This is a genomic window from Spongiibacter thalassae (assembly GCF_012272835.1).
GTDB classification, from domain to species: domain Bacteria; phylum Pseudomonadota; class Gammaproteobacteria; order Pseudomonadales; family Spongiibacteraceae; genus Spongiibacter; species Spongiibacter thalassae.
In genome coordinates this window covers 103,223-121,829 of the sequence record NZ_JAAWWK010000006.1, presented here as the reverse complement: position 1 = coordinate 121,829, position 18,607 = coordinate 103,223, and the positions used below count along the sequence as shown (strand labels likewise).

18 protein-coding genes and 1 other RNA gene are annotated in these 18,607 nt (G+C 57.4%); 15 read left to right on the top strand and 4 right to left on the bottom strand.

The annotated features are described in order from the left end of the window. The first annotated feature begins 29 nt into the window (after positions 1-29). Together sspA and HCU74_RS15920 are read left to right on the top strand one after the other, a co-directional pair. Entirely contained in the window at positions 30-677 is a 648-nt protein-coding gene (sspA, locus tag HCU74_RS15925) for a stringent starvation protein SspA (protein ID WP_168451414.1), read from the top strand. 21 nt (positions 678-698) lie between these two features. Further along, on the top strand, positions 699-1,103 hold the full coding sequence (locus HCU74_RS15920; RefSeq protein ID WP_168451413.1) for a ClpXP protease specificity-enhancing factor: 405 nt from the start codon (positions 699-701) through the stop codon (positions 1,101-1,103). Positions 1,104-1,153: 50 nt separating this feature from the next. On the opposite strand, the gene HCU74_RS15915 is transcribed toward HCU74_RS15920, so the two are convergent. The 4 genes from HCU74_RS15915 to HCU74_RS15900 are packed head-to-tail and all read right to left on the bottom strand — an operon-like array spanning position 1,154 to position 4,632. Next, complete coding sequence (locus HCU74_RS15915; RefSeq protein WP_168451412.1) at positions 1,154-1,726, bottom strand: BON domain-containing protein; 573 nt, start codon at positions 1,724-1,726, stop codon at positions 1,154-1,156. Beyond that, positions 1,723-2,319, bottom strand: a complete 597-nt coding sequence (locus HCU74_RS15910; RefSeq protein ID WP_345889700.1) for a D-sedoheptulose-7-phosphate isomerase — start codon at positions 2,317-2,319, stop codon at positions 1,723-1,725. The genes HCU74_RS15915 and HCU74_RS15910 overlap by 4 nt, the downstream gene beginning before the upstream one ends. Positions 2,320-2,332: 13 nt before the next feature. After that, on the bottom strand, positions 2,333-2,692 hold the full coding sequence (locus HCU74_RS15905) for a YraN family protein (protein ID WP_168451411.1): 360 nt from the start codon (positions 2,690-2,692) through the stop codon (positions 2,333-2,335). Continuing rightward, positions 2,689-4,632: a penicillin-binding protein activator gene (locus HCU74_RS15900; protein WP_168451410.1), complete on the bottom strand. Its 1,944-nt coding sequence runs from the start codon at positions 4,630-4,632 to the stop codon at positions 2,689-2,691. The genes HCU74_RS15905 and HCU74_RS15900 overlap by 4 nt, the downstream gene beginning before the upstream one ends. A 48-nt stretch (positions 4,633-4,680) precedes the next feature. Between HCU74_RS15900 and rsmI the strand changes: the two genes are divergently transcribed. From rsmI to murC, 13 genes are all read left to right on the top strand, one after another. Next, positions 4,681-5,526: a 16S rRNA (cytidine(1402)-2'-O)-methyltransferase gene (gene rsmI / locus HCU74_RS15895; RefSeq protein ID WP_168451409.1), complete on the top strand. Its 846-nt coding sequence runs from the start codon at positions 4,681-4,683 to the stop codon at positions 5,524-5,526. A gap of 44 nt (positions 5,527-5,570) precedes the next feature. Continuing rightward, an RNA gene (gene rnpB / locus HCU74_RS15890) (RNase P RNA component class A) lies at positions 5,571-5,941 on the top strand. 271 nt (positions 5,942-6,212) lie between these two features. Beyond that, positions 6,213-6,656, top strand: a complete 444-nt coding sequence (mraZ, locus tag HCU74_RS15885; RefSeq protein ID WP_168451408.1) for a division/cell wall cluster transcriptional repressor MraZ — start codon at positions 6,213-6,215, stop codon at positions 6,654-6,656. 12 nt (positions 6,657-6,668) lie between these two features. Continuing rightward, positions 6,669-7,595 (top strand): 16S rRNA (cytosine(1402)-N(4))-methyltransferase RsmH, encoded by a 927-nt coding sequence (gene rsmH, locus HCU74_RS15880; protein WP_168451407.1) that lies wholly within the window; start codon positions 6,669-6,671, stop codon positions 7,593-7,595. Between the two features lie 13 nt (positions 7,596-7,608). Continuing rightward, positions 7,609-7,959: a cell division protein FtsL gene (ftsL, locus tag HCU74_RS15875; RefSeq protein ID WP_345889699.1), complete on the top strand. Its 351-nt coding sequence runs from the start codon at positions 7,609-7,611 to the stop codon at positions 7,957-7,959. Next, positions 7,943-9,682, top strand: coding sequence for a peptidoglycan D,D-transpeptidase FtsI family protein (locus HCU74_RS15870; protein ID WP_168451406.1), 1,740 nt, complete (start codon positions 7,943-7,945; stop codon positions 9,680-9,682). Before ftsL ends, HCU74_RS15870 begins: the two co-directional genes overlap by 17 nt. Next, the gene (locus tag HCU74_RS15865; RefSeq protein WP_168451405.1) at positions 9,679-11,169 is read left to right on the top strand and encodes a UDP-N-acetylmuramoyl-L-alanyl-D-glutamate--2,6-diaminopimelate ligase; all 1,491 of its coding nucleotides are present in this window, start codon (positions 9,679-9,681) and stop codon (positions 11,167-11,169) included. Before HCU74_RS15870 ends, HCU74_RS15865 begins: the two co-directional genes overlap by 4 nt. Then, on the top strand, positions 11,166-12,530 hold the full coding sequence (locus HCU74_RS15860) for a UDP-N-acetylmuramoyl-tripeptide--D-alanyl-D-alanine ligase (protein WP_168451404.1): 1,365 nt from the start codon (positions 11,166-11,168) through the stop codon (positions 12,528-12,530). Before HCU74_RS15865 ends, HCU74_RS15860 begins: the two co-directional genes overlap by 4 nt. Position 12,531: 1 nt before the next feature. Next, positions 12,532-13,614 (top strand): phospho-N-acetylmuramoyl-pentapeptide-transferase, encoded by a 1,083-nt coding sequence (gene mraY / locus HCU74_RS15855; protein ID WP_168451403.1) that lies wholly within the window; start codon positions 12,532-12,534, stop codon positions 13,612-13,614. Between the two features lie 22 nt (positions 13,615-13,636). Then, the gene (gene murD / locus HCU74_RS15850; RefSeq protein ID WP_168451402.1) at positions 13,637-14,986 is read left to right on the top strand and encodes a UDP-N-acetylmuramoyl-L-alanine--D-glutamate ligase; all 1,350 of its coding nucleotides are present in this window, start codon (positions 13,637-13,639) and stop codon (positions 14,984-14,986) included. Continuing rightward, positions 14,983-16,122 carry a putative lipid II flippase FtsW gene (gene ftsW, locus HCU74_RS15845; protein ID WP_168451401.1) on the top strand — a complete coding sequence of 380 codons (1,140 nt, stop codon included), beginning with the start codon at positions 14,983-14,985 and terminating at the stop codon, positions 16,120-16,122. The genes murD and ftsW overlap by 4 nt, the downstream gene beginning before the upstream one ends. Further along, on the top strand, positions 16,112-17,194 hold the full coding sequence (gene murG, locus HCU74_RS15840) for an undecaprenyldiphospho-muramoylpentapeptide beta-N-acetylglucosaminyltransferase (protein ID WP_168451400.1): 1,083 nt from the start codon (positions 16,112-16,114) through the stop codon (positions 17,192-17,194). The genes ftsW and murG overlap by 11 nt, the downstream gene beginning before the upstream one ends. Beyond that, positions 17,184-18,605, top strand: a complete 1,422-nt coding sequence (murC, locus tag HCU74_RS15835) for a UDP-N-acetylmuramate--L-alanine ligase (RefSeq protein ID WP_168451399.1) — start codon at positions 17,184-17,186, stop codon at positions 18,603-18,605. Before murG ends, murC begins: the two co-directional genes overlap by 11 nt. The last annotated feature ends 2 nt before the right edge of the window (positions 18,606-18,607 follow it).

Here is an 18,607-nt window from a genome sequence, read left to right as displayed (position 1 = left end):
ATATCGATTTACTGTTTGAGGTAAGCTCCATGGGCGTTGTCGCCAAGCGTTCTACAATGACATTTTTCTCTGATGCCAGTAGTCATTACAGTCATCGCGTAAGGATTGTATTGGCAGAAAAAGGTGTGACCGTCGATATTATCGACGTTGACCCTGAAAACCTGCCTGAAGAAGTTTCTGAACTCAACCCTTACAACAGTCTGCCAACACTGGTGGATCGTGATTTGTCGCTGTACGAGTCCAAGGTGATGATGGAGTATCTGGACGAGCGTTTTCCGCATCCACCATTGCTGCCGGTCTATCCGGTCGCACGGGGCGAAAGTCGTCAGTATATCTACCGTATTGAGCGTGACTGGTGTCGCCTTGTTGATGAGATTCTGGCTGGCGGAACCCAGAAAGCGCTGGACAAGGCGCGCAAGGACCTGCGGGACAGCCTGCTGACGATTGCGCCGATCTTCTCCGAGAAGCCTTTCTTCATGAATGAAGAGTTTACTTTGGTCGACTGCTGCCTGGCGCCTATTCTGTGGCGCTTGCCGCAACTGGGTGTTGAGATCCCCCAGAGCCGTCAGTCCAAGCCTTTGCTTGAGTATATGGAGCGTCTGTTTGAGCGCCCGGGATTCCAGGAAAGCCTCACGGAAAAAGAACGCGAACTGCGCAGTGAGTCTGCGGGTAGCTAAGGTTTTACAGGACGCAGTGTAATGGTAATGACCTCCAGCAAGCCCTATATGATCCGTGCAATATACGAGTGGGTGGTCGATAACGACTGCACTCCGTATATTCTGGTCAATGCCCTGGTGGAGGGGGTGGAGGTACCTCAACAGTTCGTCCAGGATGGGCAGATTGTGCTGAATATCTCGCCGTCGGCGGTGGTGGGTCTGGATGTCGGTAACGACGAGTTGGGCTTTCGTGGCCGCTTTGGTGGGGTTGCCCAGGAAGTTCGGGTGCCGGTTTCAGCGGTATTGGGTATTTACGCCCGGGAAAACGGCCAGGGAATGTTGTTTGATGCTGAGGAGCCCGCTCCCGATGGCCCGCCTGCGGGCGGCGGTGGCGGTACCAAGCCGAAACCTGCCAGTACCAAGCCGACGTTGAAGGTCGTCAAGTAAGCAAAGCCGCTGCCAACACAGCGGCTTTTTTGTTGGGGTTCGATTGTCGATTAGTAGTACTCAAATACACGAACGACTTTTTGCACGCCACCGGTTTCTGCCGCAATCGTCGCTGCCACGTCAGACTCTGCCTTGGATACCAACCCCATCAGATAGACCACACCATTCTCCGTGATAACCTTGATGCGAGAGGCGTCCAGCCGCTCGTCCAGCGAGAGGCGACTCTTTACCTTGGTGCTGAGCCAGCTATCGCTGCCGCGGGCCATCAGCGCAATATTGGCGCTGACAGTGAGTTCGTTGTGTACCTTGCGGACCTTTTTCAGTTTGTTGGCAATGTCATAGGCCTGTTGGCGCATGGCTTCACTGGGCACCTGCCCGGTAAGCAGGACGATGCCATTGTGGGCGGTGGCGTCGACCCGGGCGTCACTGAAGGCCGGGTTGGCCTTACGCAGATTGACGCCGATTTTGGTCTCGATGATTTCATCGTCGATGTAGCTCCCGAGACTGCGAGTGCCGGGGTCCTCTTCGATGGGTTCTTCAGTGGTGGCAGTCAATATTTGTGTGCAGCCCGTGCCGAGAAAGGCGACGAGCAGGGCGCTAATCAGCAGTTTTCTATCGATCATAGGGCGCTTGTTCCGAATAGTTGAGTGTCGATGAGTTCGCAAATACTGTGCACGGCAATCAGATGCATTTCATTGAGCCGCGCCTTGTTGTCAACAGGAAAGGCCAGTTCGATGTCATCGGGCTGTAGCAGAGCGCTGACGTCCCCGCCCTGGGGGCCGCACAGGGTAATGACCCGCATATCCCGTTCATGGGCGGCCTGAACGCAGCGCAGTGTATTCGAGTTGCTGCTGCCGTGGTAGCAAAGCAGCAAGCAGTCTCCCTGTTGTCCGAGGGCGCGTATCTGGTTGGCGTAGATGTCGTTGTAGCCTGCCTGGGAGGCGATCGCGGTGGCTGTGGCGCTGTCGGCATTGAGGCAGAGGGCGGGAAGGCCCGGGCGCTCGTGCTGGAAGTAGTGCAGCAGGTTTGTAGCAAAGTGCTGGGCGATCAGGCCGCTGCTACCTTCACCACAGCACACCACCTTACGCTCCTGGAGCATGCTTTCCACAATGCATTGGCTGGCTTCCGAAATCCCTTCGCTCACCGCCTCCATGGTGTACATGCAGCTTTCAATGTGTCGGTGAAACAGGTCTACAACTTGTTCGGCGTGATCCACGTATGTGTATTTCCTATAGCTGAAAGGCGTCTTGTATCCAGTTTAGCTGAATTTCCCCGCGCGCTTCCCATGCTTCAATGACATCAAAGCGGCAGGGAAGTTCTAGCCTGCTGTGTCGGCGCAGGTAGTCGCTGGCGGTGTGAATGATGCGTTGCTGCTTGCGATAGTTGATCGATGCCGCGCCGCCCCCGAAGTGGGAAGAGCTGCGGAATCGTACTTCAACGAAAACCAGGTGGCTGGGGTCGCGGGCGATGATGTCAATCTCACCGAACCGGCAGCGGTAGTTTTGCTCGATCACCTGTAGCCGGTGTTTGCGGAGCCAGTCGCAGGCGGCTTGCTCCGCACTCGCTCCGCGCTGCTGGCGCGACGTCACCGGGTTGCTGCGGCGCCAGCGGGCAGGTCAGATTCTGCCTTGCGGGGCACCATGTCCGTTTGGGCGCGGCCTTCGGCGATATGTGCAAGCGTCAGCTCGCGCTCAATTTGGCCGAGGTCATTGAGGCTCAGGGTGCCGGTTTCACCAAAGACTTGACCACCGCCGTGGCGCAGCTGCTTGAGCCGGAGGTGCAGACGAAAACTATCAACACCGAGAGCGTACATGCGCTGGTAGGCATCGCTACCCCGCAAGCCTTCTCGAATATTGCGGCGAATGGCTGAATCGGGATTAAACACCCAGGGTATATCGACGAAGTACACCCCATTAATATCCTGGTCCCGGGAGGGGTCGGTATTGCCGTGGTAGATATGCGAGGTGGCGAATACCGGAATGTCGCCGGCATAGTGGTAGGCGAGCAGGGGCATTACTGCCCGGCCTTCATTTGGTCTGGCGACGAGGAAAATAAAGTCGATGTCTGTGCGCCGGTAGGGTTCAAAATGTGGCCGCTTACCGATGACCTGTTGCAGACGCTGGCGGCGGCGTTCACTGCGATCCAGCTGCAAGACCTGCTTGATGTTTTTTGAATAATTGTTTTGCCGAGCGTCGAAGTTGGCGCTGGTGACAACGGTGCCGCCCAGTGATTGCCAGCGCTGGGAGAAGGCCTCGGCAACCTTGTTTCCCCAGTCGCCTTCGGGGGTGATCAGCAATGCCCGTTTAAAACCCTTTTGCTGGGCGATATCGGCGATCTGTATGGCTTCGTCTTCAGGGTTCAGGCCAAACTGATAGAGGCCGCTGGGAAAGGCGGTCCCGTCGATACGGTTGAGGGCAAGTGTTGGCAGGGGCATCACCTTGTTATGGACGGCTGTGAGGTCACTGACCAGTCCCTTGCGCAGAGGGCCAATAATCAGCTCGTTGCCGTCCGTCTGGGCCTGCTGATACAACTCGGTAATGTTTTGCGAGGCGCTGTCATACAGTTGAATAACCGGCACCTGGGCACCCTGACTCCGGGCGTCGTGATAGGCGGCGAAGAACCCGTCTCTGATGGCCTTGCCGAATACCGAATAGCGCCCGGTGACCGGCAGTAACAGGCCTATTTTGTTCGGGCGCTCGACGATCAATGCGTCCAGTTCGCCAAGGCCGCCCGGCAAGTCTTTGCGAGCCGGGTGTGTCGGCCATCGCGACAGCCAGGCGTTGCGTTGGCGTATCTGCGCTTCAATATCGCCCTGATTGTCCTTGGCAATTGACGCCAGTTCCAGCCAGCCCATGTAATCGCGATTACTGATGCTGGCGAGGCGGTCGATCAATGTCTGGGTTGGAATCTGCATCAGCGATGCCCAGATCGCTTCGCGATTGTGGCTCTGCTGTACCGGGGTCAGCAGTGGGTCGATAAAAATCCACTCCTGAACGGCAGAAAGATGATCGCCCTCGATCGCGAACAGCGAGGCGCGGAGCTGACTGAATTGCAGCTGTGTGCGGATCGGCGCCTCCAGTACGGCACCCTCTACAATCGGTGTGGAAAGCTGATCCAATGCCTCGGAAAACTCTCCGTGGCCGCGATGAACGCGCGCTCGTATCATGGCGAGCCGCAACGCCTGTTCCGGGGGCAGTTCCTCGGTGGAAAGAGGGCTGACGACATCATCTGCACGGGCTAACTCGCCATCGCGCAGCAATACCTCGGAAGCCCGCAGCAGAAGACCGGCGGCGTCTTCAGGGTCGGCTGACTCGGCGGCGGCCAGCCACTCTTCAACTTGCGTTGAGTCGGCGAGAGCGGGGTTGAATGTGTCCTTGGCCGGGACGCGAGGGCGCTGAGGCTGAGGGCGGATATCCCGGTAGGTTTGCAGTCGCTGATTGTCATTCTGGGTCGGCTGGCTCGGTGGGCTGGAGCAGGCTGCCAAAACAGCGCAACAAAGTGCGGTGGTAATAAGTCTTGTCTTCATCATTGCGCCGTTGTTAGTCTTCGCTGGCCGAATCATAGTGAGGTGAATCCCTTGGAGCAAACCCCGACACTCTATATTGTGCCCACGCCCTTGGGAAATCTGGCCGATATGGTACCCCGAGGAATAGAAGTCCTTCAAACTGTGGCCCGTATTGCCGCGGAAGATACGCGGCGCAGTGCGCCGCTACTGGCGCATTTTGGTATAGATACGCCGATGTCAGCCTATCACGACCATAGTGACAGGCAAGCGACTTCCCGTCTTCTGGATATTATGAGGAGCGGAGAAAGTATCGCATTAATATCCGATGCCGGTACACCGCTGATTTCCGACCCCGGTTTTCGGCTTGTGGATGCGGCACTGACGGAGGGCTTTCGTGTGTGCCCAATACCGGGGCCATGTGCCCTGGTGGCGGCGTTGTCGGCTGCTGGCTTGCCTTCAGACAGGTTTAGCTTCGAAGGTTTTCTTCCCGCCAAGTCCCAGGCCCGAAAAACATTGTTAAATGCATTGGTGAAAGAAGAGCGAACCTTGATTTTCTACGAGGCCCCTCACAGGGTGCTCGAGTGCCTCGATGATATCGCGACATGCATGGGGGATGATCGCCGGGTCGTGCTGGCGAGGGAGATCAGCAAGCTCTACGAAACCATTGTGCGTATGCCCGCAGGACAGCTGCGTGACTGGGTGGCTGCGGATCGCAATCAGCAGCGGGGTGAATGTGTGGTGTTGATTGAAGGGTATCACGCCCAGCGCGATGTGCTGGACCCGGAAGTCATCAAGGGCTTTGATATTTTGCGCGAGGAGCTGCCGATGAAACAGGCGGCGGCGCTGGCGGCGCGGCTGTATGGTGGAAAAAAGAATCTGCTGTATCAGTATGGCTTGGATAATCCGATAAAAATCTAGCGAAGGGGCTTGTTACTTGCTGGACTACTGGTTATTCTTACAGTTGAGTCGGCTGGGCGGCCGCTCGGTGGTTGGTAATAGCTTTGCTATTGTCGGCGCCGGGAGGAAAGTCCGGGCTCCATAGGGTAAGGTGCCAGGTAACGCCTGGGGGGCGAGAGCCTACGGCTAGTGCAGCAGAAAATATACCGCCTAAGCAGCTTCGGTTGCCGGTAAGGTTGAAATGGTGCGGTAAGAGCGCACCGCGCGACTGGTAACAGTTCGTGGCAGGGTAAACCCCACCTGGAGCAAGGCCAAATAGGAATCCTTTGCCGCGACCCGCGGTGGATTCGGGTAGGCTGCTTGAGGTCTGCGGTGACGCAGGTCCCAGATGAATGGTCGTCCACGACAGAACCCGGCTTATAGGCCGACTCATTTTTCCTCTCTCAATGATAGACACTTAATGTACTACATTAAGTGGTCTTTTCATGTCTTTGTTTTTCCTCATATAGAATGCTTTTGATGGTGGCGTGTTTTGTCATTTCCCTGCATGTTCGCCGATATTTCGCCAAAAATCCCTGCAGATACCTGCTTGTTCACCTTGACACTGGGACTTGTCAGTTCATATAGTGTCGTTTAGTGGTGGAAAGTGGTTTTTTGTGGTTTGAATGGGTGTTCAAGTGGGTTTGGTGGGAATTTGGTGACTTAGTGTGTTTATAAGCAGTTTTGCAATCACTATGGATGCGAAGGGGCGATTGGCGATACCGGCCAAAGTTCGCGATGCCCTGGCGTCTGCCTGTGAGGGCCGAATTGTGATTACTGCGCACACTGAAGAGCGTTGCCTGCTGATATACCCCGAGCCGCAGTGGCAGGAGTTGCAGCCGAAAATAGAGGCACTGCCGAATATCCATCGCAAGGCTCGCCGTATGCAGCGATTGTTGCTGGGTTATGCCACGCCACTTGAACTCGACGGTAACGGGCGCGTGCTCCTGCCGCAGACTCTGCGTGATTACGCAGGGCTGGAGAAAAAATTGATCCTGGTCGGCCAGGGAAAGAAATTGGAATTGTGGAGTGAGACCGGCTGGAACGCCGAGCTTGATAATGGCGACGACGAAGGTCCGTTGCCAGATGAAGTGCTGTCGCTGTCACTATAAGAGGGGACTGCCTTGGAACAGCATCTAACGGTTTTGCGGGACGAAGCGGTCGCTGCACTTATCAGCGATACCGCCGGGCGCTATGTCGATGGCACCTTTGGTCGCGGCGGCCATAGCCGCGCCATTCTCGCGGGGCTGGATGCCGATGGGCAGTTGCTGGGCATCGACAAGGATCCCCAGGCGATAGCGACGGGTGAGCAGTTAATGGCAGAGGATTCCCGCTTTGTGATTGCCAAAGGTTCCTTTGCCGATTTCGAACAACTGGCAGAGTCCAGTGGCGTCGCGGCGCCCTTTACCGGAATTCTGTTGGATCTGGGGGTGTCGTCGCCGCAGCTGGATCAGGCAGAGCGGGGCTTTAGTTTTACCCGCGATGGCCAGCTTGATATGCGCATGGACACCGAAAATGGTTTGAGTGCCGCGCAGTGGATCGCCGAGGCGGCTGAAGCGGATATCGCCAAGGTGCTGAAAACCTACGGCGAAGAGCGCTTTGCCAAGCGCATTGCCCGGGCAATATGTGAGTACCGGGCAGAGAAGCCAATTACCACAACATTGCAGTTGGCGAAAATTGTTACTGAAGCAAATCCGGCCTGGGAAAAACACAAGCATCCCGCGACCCGGAGTTTTCAGGCGATTCGAATATTTATTAATAACGAATTGGGTGACCTCGAGCTGCTGCTGGAAAAAGTGGTGTCCTTGCTGGCGCCGGGTGGAAGGTTGGTGGTGATCAGCTTTCACTCGCTGGAGGATCGCATCGTCAAGCGCTTCATGCGCCGGCAGTCATTGGGTGAATCAATGCCGTCTTATTTGCCGCTGACCGATGCCGAGGTGGGCAAGAGCATGCGTCTGCTGGGTAAAGCGGTAAAGCCCTCTGCCGCGGAAGTAGACATCAACCCCCGGGCGCGCAGTGCAGTCATGCGCGTTGCCGAGAAATTGGCGTGAACGGAGTGTGCGGGTGAGTCGGCAGGGTTTGCGCGAGACAGCGGCGCGGCGGCGCAGTGCCGCAACACCCCAGGCGGAGCCGGCGTTAAGCGGCTCCCTGGTGCCATTGCTGCTGATACTGGTGGTGATCTCCAGTGTGGCGCTGGTGCAGAGCTCCCATCGCGCACGCAAACTATTTAGCGAACTGCAGGATCTTCGGCAGGACGCCTTGCAATTGGAAGAAGAGTGGGGGCGGTTATTGTTGGAGCAGAGTACCTGGGCGTCACCTGATCGCGTGCAACGATTGGCAGAGGACGAGCTGGGTATGACCGCTCCGGACATGCGTAAAGTCATAATGGTAAGGGGCTATGGGAAAGCAGGTTAACGCGCCAATTTCGACCTGGCGCTTTTGGGTTGTCGCTGCAGGCTTGCTCACGCTGGCCGCGCTTCTGCTCGCCCGTGCTTTGACCCTGCAAGTGCTGGATGTGGACCGTGGCTACGAGTTTTTGCAAGGCCAGGGCAACGCCCGGACCATTCGCACCGAAGTAATCCCTGCCCACCGGGGAATGATTTCAGACCGCAATGGCGAGCCCCTTGCGGTAAGCACGCCGGTGGCATCCATCTGGGCCAACCCCCAGGAACTGCTCAATGCCAAGTCAAGCTGGCCGCGGCTGGCCAAGGTACTGGGCCTGCCTCAATCGGAATTGGCGGCTCGGCTGGAGCGCTATCGCGACAGTCAGTTTATGTATCTACGCCGCCACATGGCACCTCACGACGCTCAAAGCATATTGGCGTTGAAAATTCCCGGGCTGTATATGCAGCGGGAATACCGCCGTTTTTACCCCGCTGGTGAAGTGACTGCTCACTTGCTCGGTTTTACCGATATTGATGACCGCGGCCAGGAAGGGCTTGAACTTGCCTACGATGAATGGCTCAACGGCGAACCTGGCAGGAAGCGGGTACTCAAGGACCTGTACGGAAATATCATTCGCGAAATAGATGCTGGAAAGGAGGCCAGCCCGGGCAAAGATGTCCAGTTAAGCATCGACCTCCGCTTGCAGTACCTGGCCTATCGCGAACTGAAGGCAGCATTGAAGAGAACCGGCGCTAAAGCCGGTTCCGTCGTTATTCTGGATAGCCACACCGGCGAAGTGCTGGCGATGGTCAATCAGCCCTCGTTCAATCCGAATAACAAAAGCCGTCTGGATCCCAGGGCAATGCGTAATCGCGCAGTGCTCGATATGTTCGAGCCGGGGTCGACGATGAAGCCGATGACTTTGGTTGCAGCGTTGGAGAGCGGTCGCTACGAGCCTGACACCACAATCAATACTCACCCTGGCTATATCAAGGTCGGGCCCAAGGTGTTGGAAGATCATCGCAATTATGGCGTGCTCACCGTGGCCGAAGTGTTGAAAAAATCGAGCCAGGTGGGCACCACTAAAATTGCCCTGTCCCTGGATGAACGGGACGTCTGGTCGGTCTTTAAACGGTTTGGCCTCGGTGAAATGACAGCATCCGGTTTCCCTGGCGAAAGTGCCGGAGTGCTTCCCAACCACAAAAGTTGGCGCGCGATTGAGCGAGCCACCTTTGCTTTTGGCTACGGTTTGACGGTGACCAATTTACAGCTGGCCCAGGCCTATGCTGTGTTTGCCAATCGCGGTGTGTTCCAGCCGGTAAGTCTGTTGAAACGCAAGGAGCAGGCAGAACGGGTTCAGGCGATTACTCCCAAAACCGCGCGTCAGATTGTGGATATGCTTGAGCTCGTCACCCAGCCTGGCGGCACCGCGACTCGGGCTCGAGTGGATGCCTATCGCGTTGCCGGTAAAACCGGGACTTCCCATAAAGCAGTGGCCGGTGGCTATGCCGAAGACCGCTATTTCTCGCTGTTTGCGGGCATTGCGCCAGCGTCCGATCCGCGCATCGTCGCAGTGATTGCCATCGATGAACCCGAAGGTGATTATTTTGGTGGTTTGGTCGCGGCGCCGGTATTTTCCAAAGTCATGGCTGATGCCCTGCGTTTGATGAATATTGCGCCGGATGATATTGAACCCGAGCAGGGTGAGAGTGCGTCCACAAACGTTGTTGTTAAGAAGGATAAGGCCGCATGACGATTTCCAGCGCGCCTTATCAACCCGCTTCGGACTGTTCGTTGGGACAATTGCTTGACGGCTTGAGTGCAGAAGTTGCCGCCATCCCGGTGAGCGGCCTGTGTCTGGACAGTCGAGTATTGCAGGCGGGTGATGTCTTCATCGCTGTGAACGGACACCGCAGTGATGGTCGGGATTTTATCGCCGATGCGGTGCGTGCCGGTGCTGTAGCGGTAATCGCCGATGCCCCCTGCGACGACAGCGCCTGGTCTTTGCCGGTTATTGCCGTTGCCGATTTGTCGGCCCGTCTCAGCGATATTGCCGGTCGCTATTATGGGCATCCGTCGCAGTATTTGAAATTAGTGGGCATCACCGGCACCAATGGCAAGACCAGCTGCAGCTGGATATTAGCCCAGCTGCTGGAGGCCTTGTCGGAGCCATGTGGCGTGGTGGGTACTTTGGGTAATGGCCGCTTAAGTGGGTTGGCGTCCTCGGTAAATACCACGCCGGACCCCATCGCCATTCAGGCCCTGTTGTCGAACTGGTGCAGCGCCGGTGCCAATTGGGCGGCAATGGAAGTGTCTTCCCACGGCCTGGCCCAACATCGCGTTGACGCGCTGTCCTTTGACACGGCGATCTTTACCAATCTCACCCAGGACCACCTCGACTACCACGGTACTATGGAGGCCTACGGTGCGGCCAAAGCGCGCCTGTTCACTTGGCCGGAGCTGAGATTCGCCATCGTCAACCGCGACGATGAGTTTGGTCGCGGCCTGTTGGCGACAACCAGCGCTGCACAAATTGTCGACTATAGCCTGAGCGATACGTCTGCCACCGTGTATGTGGAGCCTTTGGCGCAGAGTATTCACGGTACCCAAGCGCGGCTGAACAGCCCCTGGGGCAACTTCGATATTGCGTCGCCCCTGCTGGGTGAATTCAACCTGGCCAATCTCGCCGCTGCCTGTGCGGCGCTTCTGGCCCACGGCATTGCCGCGGATACCATCGCCACTAAAATTGCCGAGTTGCAACCGGTGCCGGGGCGCATGCAATGCCTGCGCAGCGACGACGATATTTTGGTCGTAATCGATTTTGCTCATACCGATGATGCCCTGAGCCAGGCGCTGAGCAACCTTAGACCGCTATGCCAGCGCGAGCTGGTGTGTGTATTCGGTTGCGGCGGTGATCGGGACAGGGCGAAACGCCCGAAAATGGGTCGTGCGGCGATGGCCGCCGACACCATTGTGATAACCAGTGATAATCCGCGTACCGAAGTGCCTGAAGCGATTCTTGACGAAATCTACGCGGGAATTGCCACCACCGAGAAAGTCCTGCGAGAAGTGGACAGAGCCGCCGCGATTACTCACGCGGTGGTGCAGGCTCAGCCCGGAGATATTGTCTTGATCGCGGGAAAAGGCCACGAAAAATGGCAGGATATTGGCGGCAAGAAAATCCCCTTTGATGATGTGGATGTGGCCAGTCGTGCCATCGCTATGAGGAAGGCGTCATGATAAAGCCTATGATGCTGTCGCAAATTGCTGAGCTCGTGACCGGTGTCCACCGGGGTGACGATGTTGCAATACACAGTGTTTCCACTGACAGCAGGAACATGCCGGATCAGGCGCTGTTCGTTGCCCTTCGCGGTGAAAAATTCGATGGTAATCAATTTGTCGAGGGAGCAAAGCAGCGCGGCGCAGTCGCTGCGTTAGTTTCATCGCCCAGCACTCACTTGCCCTGTGTAGAGGTCGTCGACACACGGAAGGCTCTCGGGATTGTTGCGCGGGAAAATCGACGCGCCTATAGCGGCCCGGTAATCGCGCTTACCGGTAGTAGCGGGAAAACCTCAACCAAGGAACTTTTGGCGGCAATTTTGTCGGAAGAGGGGCCCGTATTAGCCACACGGGGGAATCTGAATAACGAAATAGGTCTGCCGCTGACATTGTTAAATATCAGTCACCACCATCGCTATGCGGTTACCGAGATGGGCGCGGCGAAATCCGGTGATATCGCTTATCTGTGTGGATTTGCCGAGCCGACCATCGCGATATTGACCAACGCACAGGCGGCACATATCGCCGGATTCGGTTCGCTGGATGGCGTGGCCAATACCAAGGGCGAAATATTTACCGCTCTGGCAGCAGAGGGTGTAGCGATTATCAACGCCGATGATGTCTACGCTGATTTGTGGCTGAAAATGGCTGCCCACTGCCGGCGGTGCACGTTCAGTTTGCATTCGTCCTCGGCAGATGTGTACGCCAGTGATATCAATCGCGATCAACAGGGTAACCAGAGTTTCACCCTATGCAGTTTCGCAGGGAATGTGGCGGTGACGCTGCCGCTGCCCGGCGAGCATATGATTCGCAACGCATTGGCCGCGGCGGCCGCGGCACTGTCGGCGGGGGCGACTCTTCAGTCCGTGGCGGCAGGGCTCGGCCGGGCAAAAAATGCTGAAGGTCGGCTATCCCGCCACGACATCGGCGGCATTACATTGTTTGACGACAGCTACAACGCGAACCCGGGTTCGGTGGCGGCGGCCATTAAAGTGTTGGCGGAACAGCTGGGCACACGTTATCTCGTGCTTGGCACTATGGCGGAATTGGGTGAAAACGCGCCGCAGCATCACCGGGATATCGCGTTGATGGCAAGGCAGTCCGGTATTGAATGCCTGCTTTGTGTCGGCGAATTCGCCGAGTTAATGGCCGCTGAGTTTGGCGATGGTGGCCGGGCCTTCCGCGACAAAATCGCGTTGCAACAGGACGTATTACAGCACATCCGCTCTGGAGATGCGGTGCTGGTGAAAGGCTCCCGTAGCGCAGCCATGGATACGGTTGTGCAGGCGCTAAAAACAAATCTAAACGGGGAGCCAGGCTGAAATGCTGCTTTTACTATCGGAATACCTGAGCCAGTACATCAGCGGATTTGGCGTGTTCCAGTACCTGACCTTTCGTGCCATTTTAGGAGTGATGACCTCCCTGGCCATTTCCCTGCTGGTGGGACCGACGATGATACGTCGCCTGAATTACCATCAAATTGGTCAGGCGGTGCGGGATGACGGCCCCCAATCGCACTTGAGTAAATCCGGTACACCGACAATGGGTGGTGCACTGATACTGGTCTCGATTTTTGCCAGTACATTGCTGTGGGCAGACCTGCGCAACCCCTTTGTGTGGACGGTGCTGGTTGTCACTTTTATCTTCGGTGCGGTGGGTTGGGTAGACGATTACCGCAAGGTGATCGAACGCAACCCTCGCGGCCTGCCCGCTCGCTGGAAATATTTCTGGCAGAGCGTCGCCGGTATTGGCGCGGCAATATTCCTGTATGTCACGGCGGATAGTCCAGTAGACACCACCTTGTATATCCCTTTCTTCAAGGACTTTGCCTGGCAGATGGGGCCGTTTTTCATGGTGCTGTGCTACTTCGTCATCGTCGGGTCGAGCAATGCAGTAAACCTTACTGACGGCCTCGACGGTTTGGCGATTCTGCCTACGGTGTTGGTGGGTTCGGCATTGGGCTTGATTGCCTATCTTTCCGGGCACCTTAAGTTTGCGGAATACCTGCACATTCCCTATGTGGCCGGTGCCGGTGAGCTCATCGTGATTTGCGGTGCACTCGGTGGCGCAGGGCTCGGCTTTCTGTGGTTCAACACCTACCCCGCCCAGGTGTTTATGGGTGATGTCGGCGCCCTGGCTCTCGGTGCCACTCTGGGCTGTATCGCGGTGATTACCCGGCACGAAATTGTGTTTTTCATTATGGGCGGAATCTTCGTGCTTGAAACAGTGTCGGTGATTTTGCAGGTGGCCTCGTTCAAGTTAACGGGAAGGCGGATTTTCCGTATGGCGCCCATTCACCACCACTTCGAATTGAAGGGGTGGCCGGAGCCACGGGTGATTGTGCGCTTCTGGATTATCACCGTCATGCTGGTGCTGTTTGGCCTGGCGACATTGAAACTGAGATAAATTTTTAACGGGTATCGGCGCAGTGAGCTTGATTGCATCTGACATTACACGCGTGATTGTAGGGCTGGGGGCCACAGGGCTCTCTGTGGCCCGGCATTTTGCTGCGCGTGGATTGCCATTTGCCGTGGCGGATAGCCGCGCCAACCCGCCGGGGCTGGAAACCTTTAAGCAAGAGTTTCCCCAGGTGTCGCTGCAATTAGGCGACTTCGACGACAACCAGTTTGTCTCGGCTGGTGAGCTGTATGTGAATCCGGGTATACCACTGAGTGACCCCGCAATTGCCGCGGCCAAGCGCGCCGGGGTGCGTATCAGCGGCGACATTGATTGCTTTGCCGCCGAGGCGCGAGCGCCGATCGTGGCGATTACCGGCTCCAATGGTAAAAGTACGGTTACAACGCTGGTGGGCGAAATGGCCCGTGCAGCGGGGGTGCGGGTTGCCGTTGGCGGTAATTTGGGTGTTCCTGCCCTGGAACTGCTCGACGATCAGTGCGAACTCTATGTGTTGGAACTGTCCTCCTTCCAGTTGGAACGTTGCCACAATCTCGGTGCTGAAGTGGCAACGGTGTTGAACGTTTCCGCCGATCACCTCGATCATCACGGGTCGATGCTGAACTATCACCAGGCCAAGCACCGAATATTCCAGGGTTGCAGGAAGGCGGTGATTAACGCCGACGATCGCCTGAGTGCACCGTTGGTACCCGATGAGGTCGAACAGTGGTATTTCGGCCTGGGTCAGTCGGATTTTCGCCGATTTGGTTTGATGGCCTCAGGTCAGAGCGAGTCTATTGCGCTTGCCCGCCAGCCTCTGGTCGGTGTCGATGAGCTGCGGATTGTCGGCCGCCACAACGTAAGTAACGCGATGGCGGCGCTGGCCCTTGGCGCCGCTGCGGGTTTGCCCATGGCGGCAATGTTGTCGGCGTTGCGCACCTTCAGAGGCCTTGCGCACCGCTGTGAATTTGTTGCCGAGATCGGCGGAGTGACCTACTACAACGACTCCAAGGCCACCAATGTTGGTGCCGCGGTGGCGGCCATAAAAGGGCTGCAATCCGCGGGAAAAATTCTGCTGGTGGCGGGTGGTTTGGCCAAGGGAGGCGACTTTGCACCCCTCGCACAGGCCTTGTCTCACAATGCCCGTGCGGTCATCGTGATGGGGCGCGATGCGGCGTTGCTCGAGTCGGCGATGGCAGGACAAGTGACCACAGTGCGCGTTGACACTATGGAACAGGCTGTTGCCGAGGCGGCGGCGCTGGCCCAGCCGGGCGACCGAGTATTACTGGCGCCGGCCTGTGCCAGCTTTGATATGTTCAAGGGATATGCTCATCGCGGTGAATGCTTCACCAAGGCAGTGCGGGCAATGGAGGCGGGGCAATGAATATTGTGAGCCGTTTCCGCGATGGTTTTTTCGATATGGATCAGGTGCTGCAGCTGCTGGTGGTGGCACTGCTGATTATTGGCTTTATCGCGATGACCTCGGCATCCATTGAAGTTGCCGCAAGTCGCTATGGCGACGCCTTCTACTTTGCCAAACGCTATGCCGCTCATTTCTGCGTGGCCTTTGCCCTGGCGGTGGCGGTGTATTCCACGCCTGTAGAGGTATGGCAGCGCAGTGGTTGGCTGTGGTTGTTGCTGGGCTTTTTGTTGCTGGCGTTGGTGCTGGTGCCCGGTATCGGCAAAGAGGTGAACGGCAGTCGCCGCTGGTTGGCGCTGGGGCCTTTGACCTTGCAGGTATCGGAGTTCGTCAAACTTTTTATGATTTTCTATCTCGCGGGCTACCTGGTGCGTCGCCGCGACGAGGTGAGGGAGCGTTGGTCGGGTTTCATCAAGCCAATGGCGGTACTGTTTGCCCTGACGCTGTTATTGATGCTTGAGCCCGATTTCGGCGCCACGGTGGTCACCGTTGGCACTGCTTTTGTGATGATCTTTTTAGGGGGCGTAAAGCTGGGGCAGTTTTTGCTAGTCATCCTCAGTTGTGTGTCCGGTGCGGTGGCGTTGGTGATTTTTGAGCCCTACCGAATGAAACGGCTGACCGCCTTTACCGACCCCTGGGCAGATCAGTTCAACACTGGCTATCAGCTCACCCAGTCGCTTATTGCCTTCGGCAGGGGCGAATTGATGGGGGTGGGACTCGGCAATAGCGTGCAGAAGCTGTTCTACCTGCCCGAGGCCCACACGGATTTTGTCTTTGCAATCTTTGCCGAGGAATTTGGTTTCCTCGGCACACTGCTGATCCTGACGCTGTTTATTGCTTTGGTAGGACGCATTCTGATGATTGGTCGCCACGCCGAGCGCATTGGTCAGCAGTTCCATGCTTTTGTGGCCTACGGAATTGCCTGCATGATCAGCGCGCAGGCGTTCATCAATATGGGCGTCAACACCGGTTTGCTGCCCACCAAGGGGCTGACGTTGCCATTTTTAAGCTACGGTGGCAGCAGTCTGATGGTGTGTTTAGCGATGGTGGCGCTGGTCGCGCGAATCGAGCGGGAATGTCGGGGGGTACATGGCAAATAACTGTGTACTGATTATGGCCGGCGGCACCGGCGGACACGTGTTTCCCGCGCTGTCAGTGGCGGAGGAGTTACGCGACCGCGGCGTTGAATTGCATTGGCTGGGCACGGCGGCGGGTATCGAAGCGCGCCTGGTGCCCGCGGCCGACATCCCCCTCCACTGTTTGAAAATGGCTGGGGTGAGGGGCAAGAATCCCCTGTTCCGGCTCGCTGCGATTGCCAAGGCCGGGCTGGCGGTGTGGCATAGCATGATGTTGCTGCGGCGTTTGAAGCCGTTTTGTGTGATTGGTCTCGGGGGCTATGCCTCGGGGCCGGGTGGACTGGCAGCCAGACTGCTGGGAATCCCCGTGTTGATCCACGAGCAGAATGCGGTGGCCGGCACCACCAATCGTCTGTTGGCAAAAATTGCGCGCCAGTGTTTGACCGGTTATCCAATTCCCTTGGGTGGCGCTAAGGCCCGTTATATTGGCAACCCGGTGCGGCGTGAAATTGCCGCTATCCCCGCGCCTGAGGCGCGTTTGGCCGGCCGTGAGGGAGCGCTGCGGGTGCTGGTGCTGGGCGGCAGTCTGGGCGCCAGGGCGATCAACGAAGCGGTGCTTGATGTATGGCCGACCTTGTCGGTGGAGTGTGAGGTCGAGCTGTGGCATCAGACCGGGCGAGATCACGAAGCCATTGTGCGTGAAGGATACGCACAGAAGGGGCTGACCGTGCGCGCCGACGCGTTTATCGCCGATATGGCTGCGGCCTATGCGTGGTCAGATTTGGTGATCTGTCGCGCGGGGGCGCTGACGGTCGCCGAGCTGGCAGCGGCGGGAGTGCCGGCTGTTCTGATTCCCTTGCCCCACGCTATTGACGACCATCAGCGCGCCAACGCCCGCTGGTTTGTCGACGGCGGCGGCGGTGAAATTATCGATCAAAAAGACCTCACCGCGCAGCGTCTTGGCGATGCGATTCGCGCTGCCGCCGAGGATCGCGACAGCGTTCTCGCCAAAGCCTGCGCAGCGCGCAAGCTGGCGAAAATCGATGCGGCACAGGTCGCGGCAGACTGTTGTATGGAGTACGCCTATGGTGACTAAGCATCCCTTTGTAGTTCCCGAAATGCGCCGCGTGAAGCGCATTCATTTTGTCGGTATTGGCGGAGCGGGGATGTGCGGTATCGCCGAGGTGTTATTGAACCTGGGCTACTCGGTATCGGGTTCTGACCTGAAGGCCTCACCCAGCACTGCGCGCTTGCAGCAGCTCGGCGCAAAGGTAGCCTTTGGTCACGATGGCGAGCGAGTGGCCAATTGCGATGTGGTGGTCGCATCTACCGCGGTCCACGCGGAAAACCCGGAGCTGGTCGCGGCGCGGACACACCGTATCCCGATTGTGCCCCGCGCGGAAATGTTGGCGGAGCTGATGCGCTATCGCCACGGCATCGCGGTGGCGGGCACCCATGGCAAAACGACGACGACCAGCTTGATCACCTCGATTTTCGCCGAGGCCGATCTCGACCCCACCTTTGTTATCGGTGGGCTGGTGAATAGCGCGGGCACCAACGCCGCGCTGGGGGAAAGCCGCTACCTGGTTGCCGAGGCGGATGAAAGCGATGCGTCCTTCCTGCACTTGCAGCCAATGGTGTCGGTGATTACCAATATCGAAGCCGATCATATGGACACCTATGGCGGTGACTTTAATCGCTTGAAGCAAACCTTTATCGAATTTCTCCACAACCTGCCTTTTTACGGTGTGGCGGTAGTGTGTATCGATGACCCCGTAGTGCGGGAATTGCTGCCGCAAATTGGCCGGCACACACTGACCTATGGCTTCGCTGAAGACGCTGACTTCCGTATCTTCGACGTAGAGAAAAACGGCCTGCAGAGCCGCTTCAAGATCGCTCGCCCCGGTGGTGACGTATTGTCGCTGTGTATCAACCAACCCGGTGTGCACAACGTACTGAACGCCACCGCTGCAGTCGCGGTGGCCAGTGACGAAAACCTGCCCAGCGAAGCCATATGCCGGGGCATCGAGAACTTCCAGGGCGTGGGCCGACGTTTCCAGCGTTACGGGGAGATTCCACTGAAAGAAGGCAGCTTTATGTTGCTGGACGACTACGGCCACCATCCGACAGAGGTCGCCGCAACCATCGCAGCGGCCCGCCAGGCGTGGCCGGAGCGGCGCTTGTTGATGCTCTATCAGCCTCATCGTTACACCCGGACTCGGGATTTGTATGAGGACTTTGTCAAGGTGCTGGCGACCACCGACGGACTGATGCTGCTGGATGTCTATTCCGCAGGTGAAACCGCGATTCCGGGGGCCGACAGCCGCAATCTGTGCCGCAGCATTCGCCTGCAAACCGGGTTGGAACCGGTATTTGTTGAATCGCCGGAAAAGACCTTTGAACAGATCAAGCCCTTTGTGCGCGACGGCGACGTATTGCTGACCCAGGGCGCTGGAAATATTGGCGTGCTGGCACAGCAGCTCGCCGCCGAAGACTGGACGAAATAAGG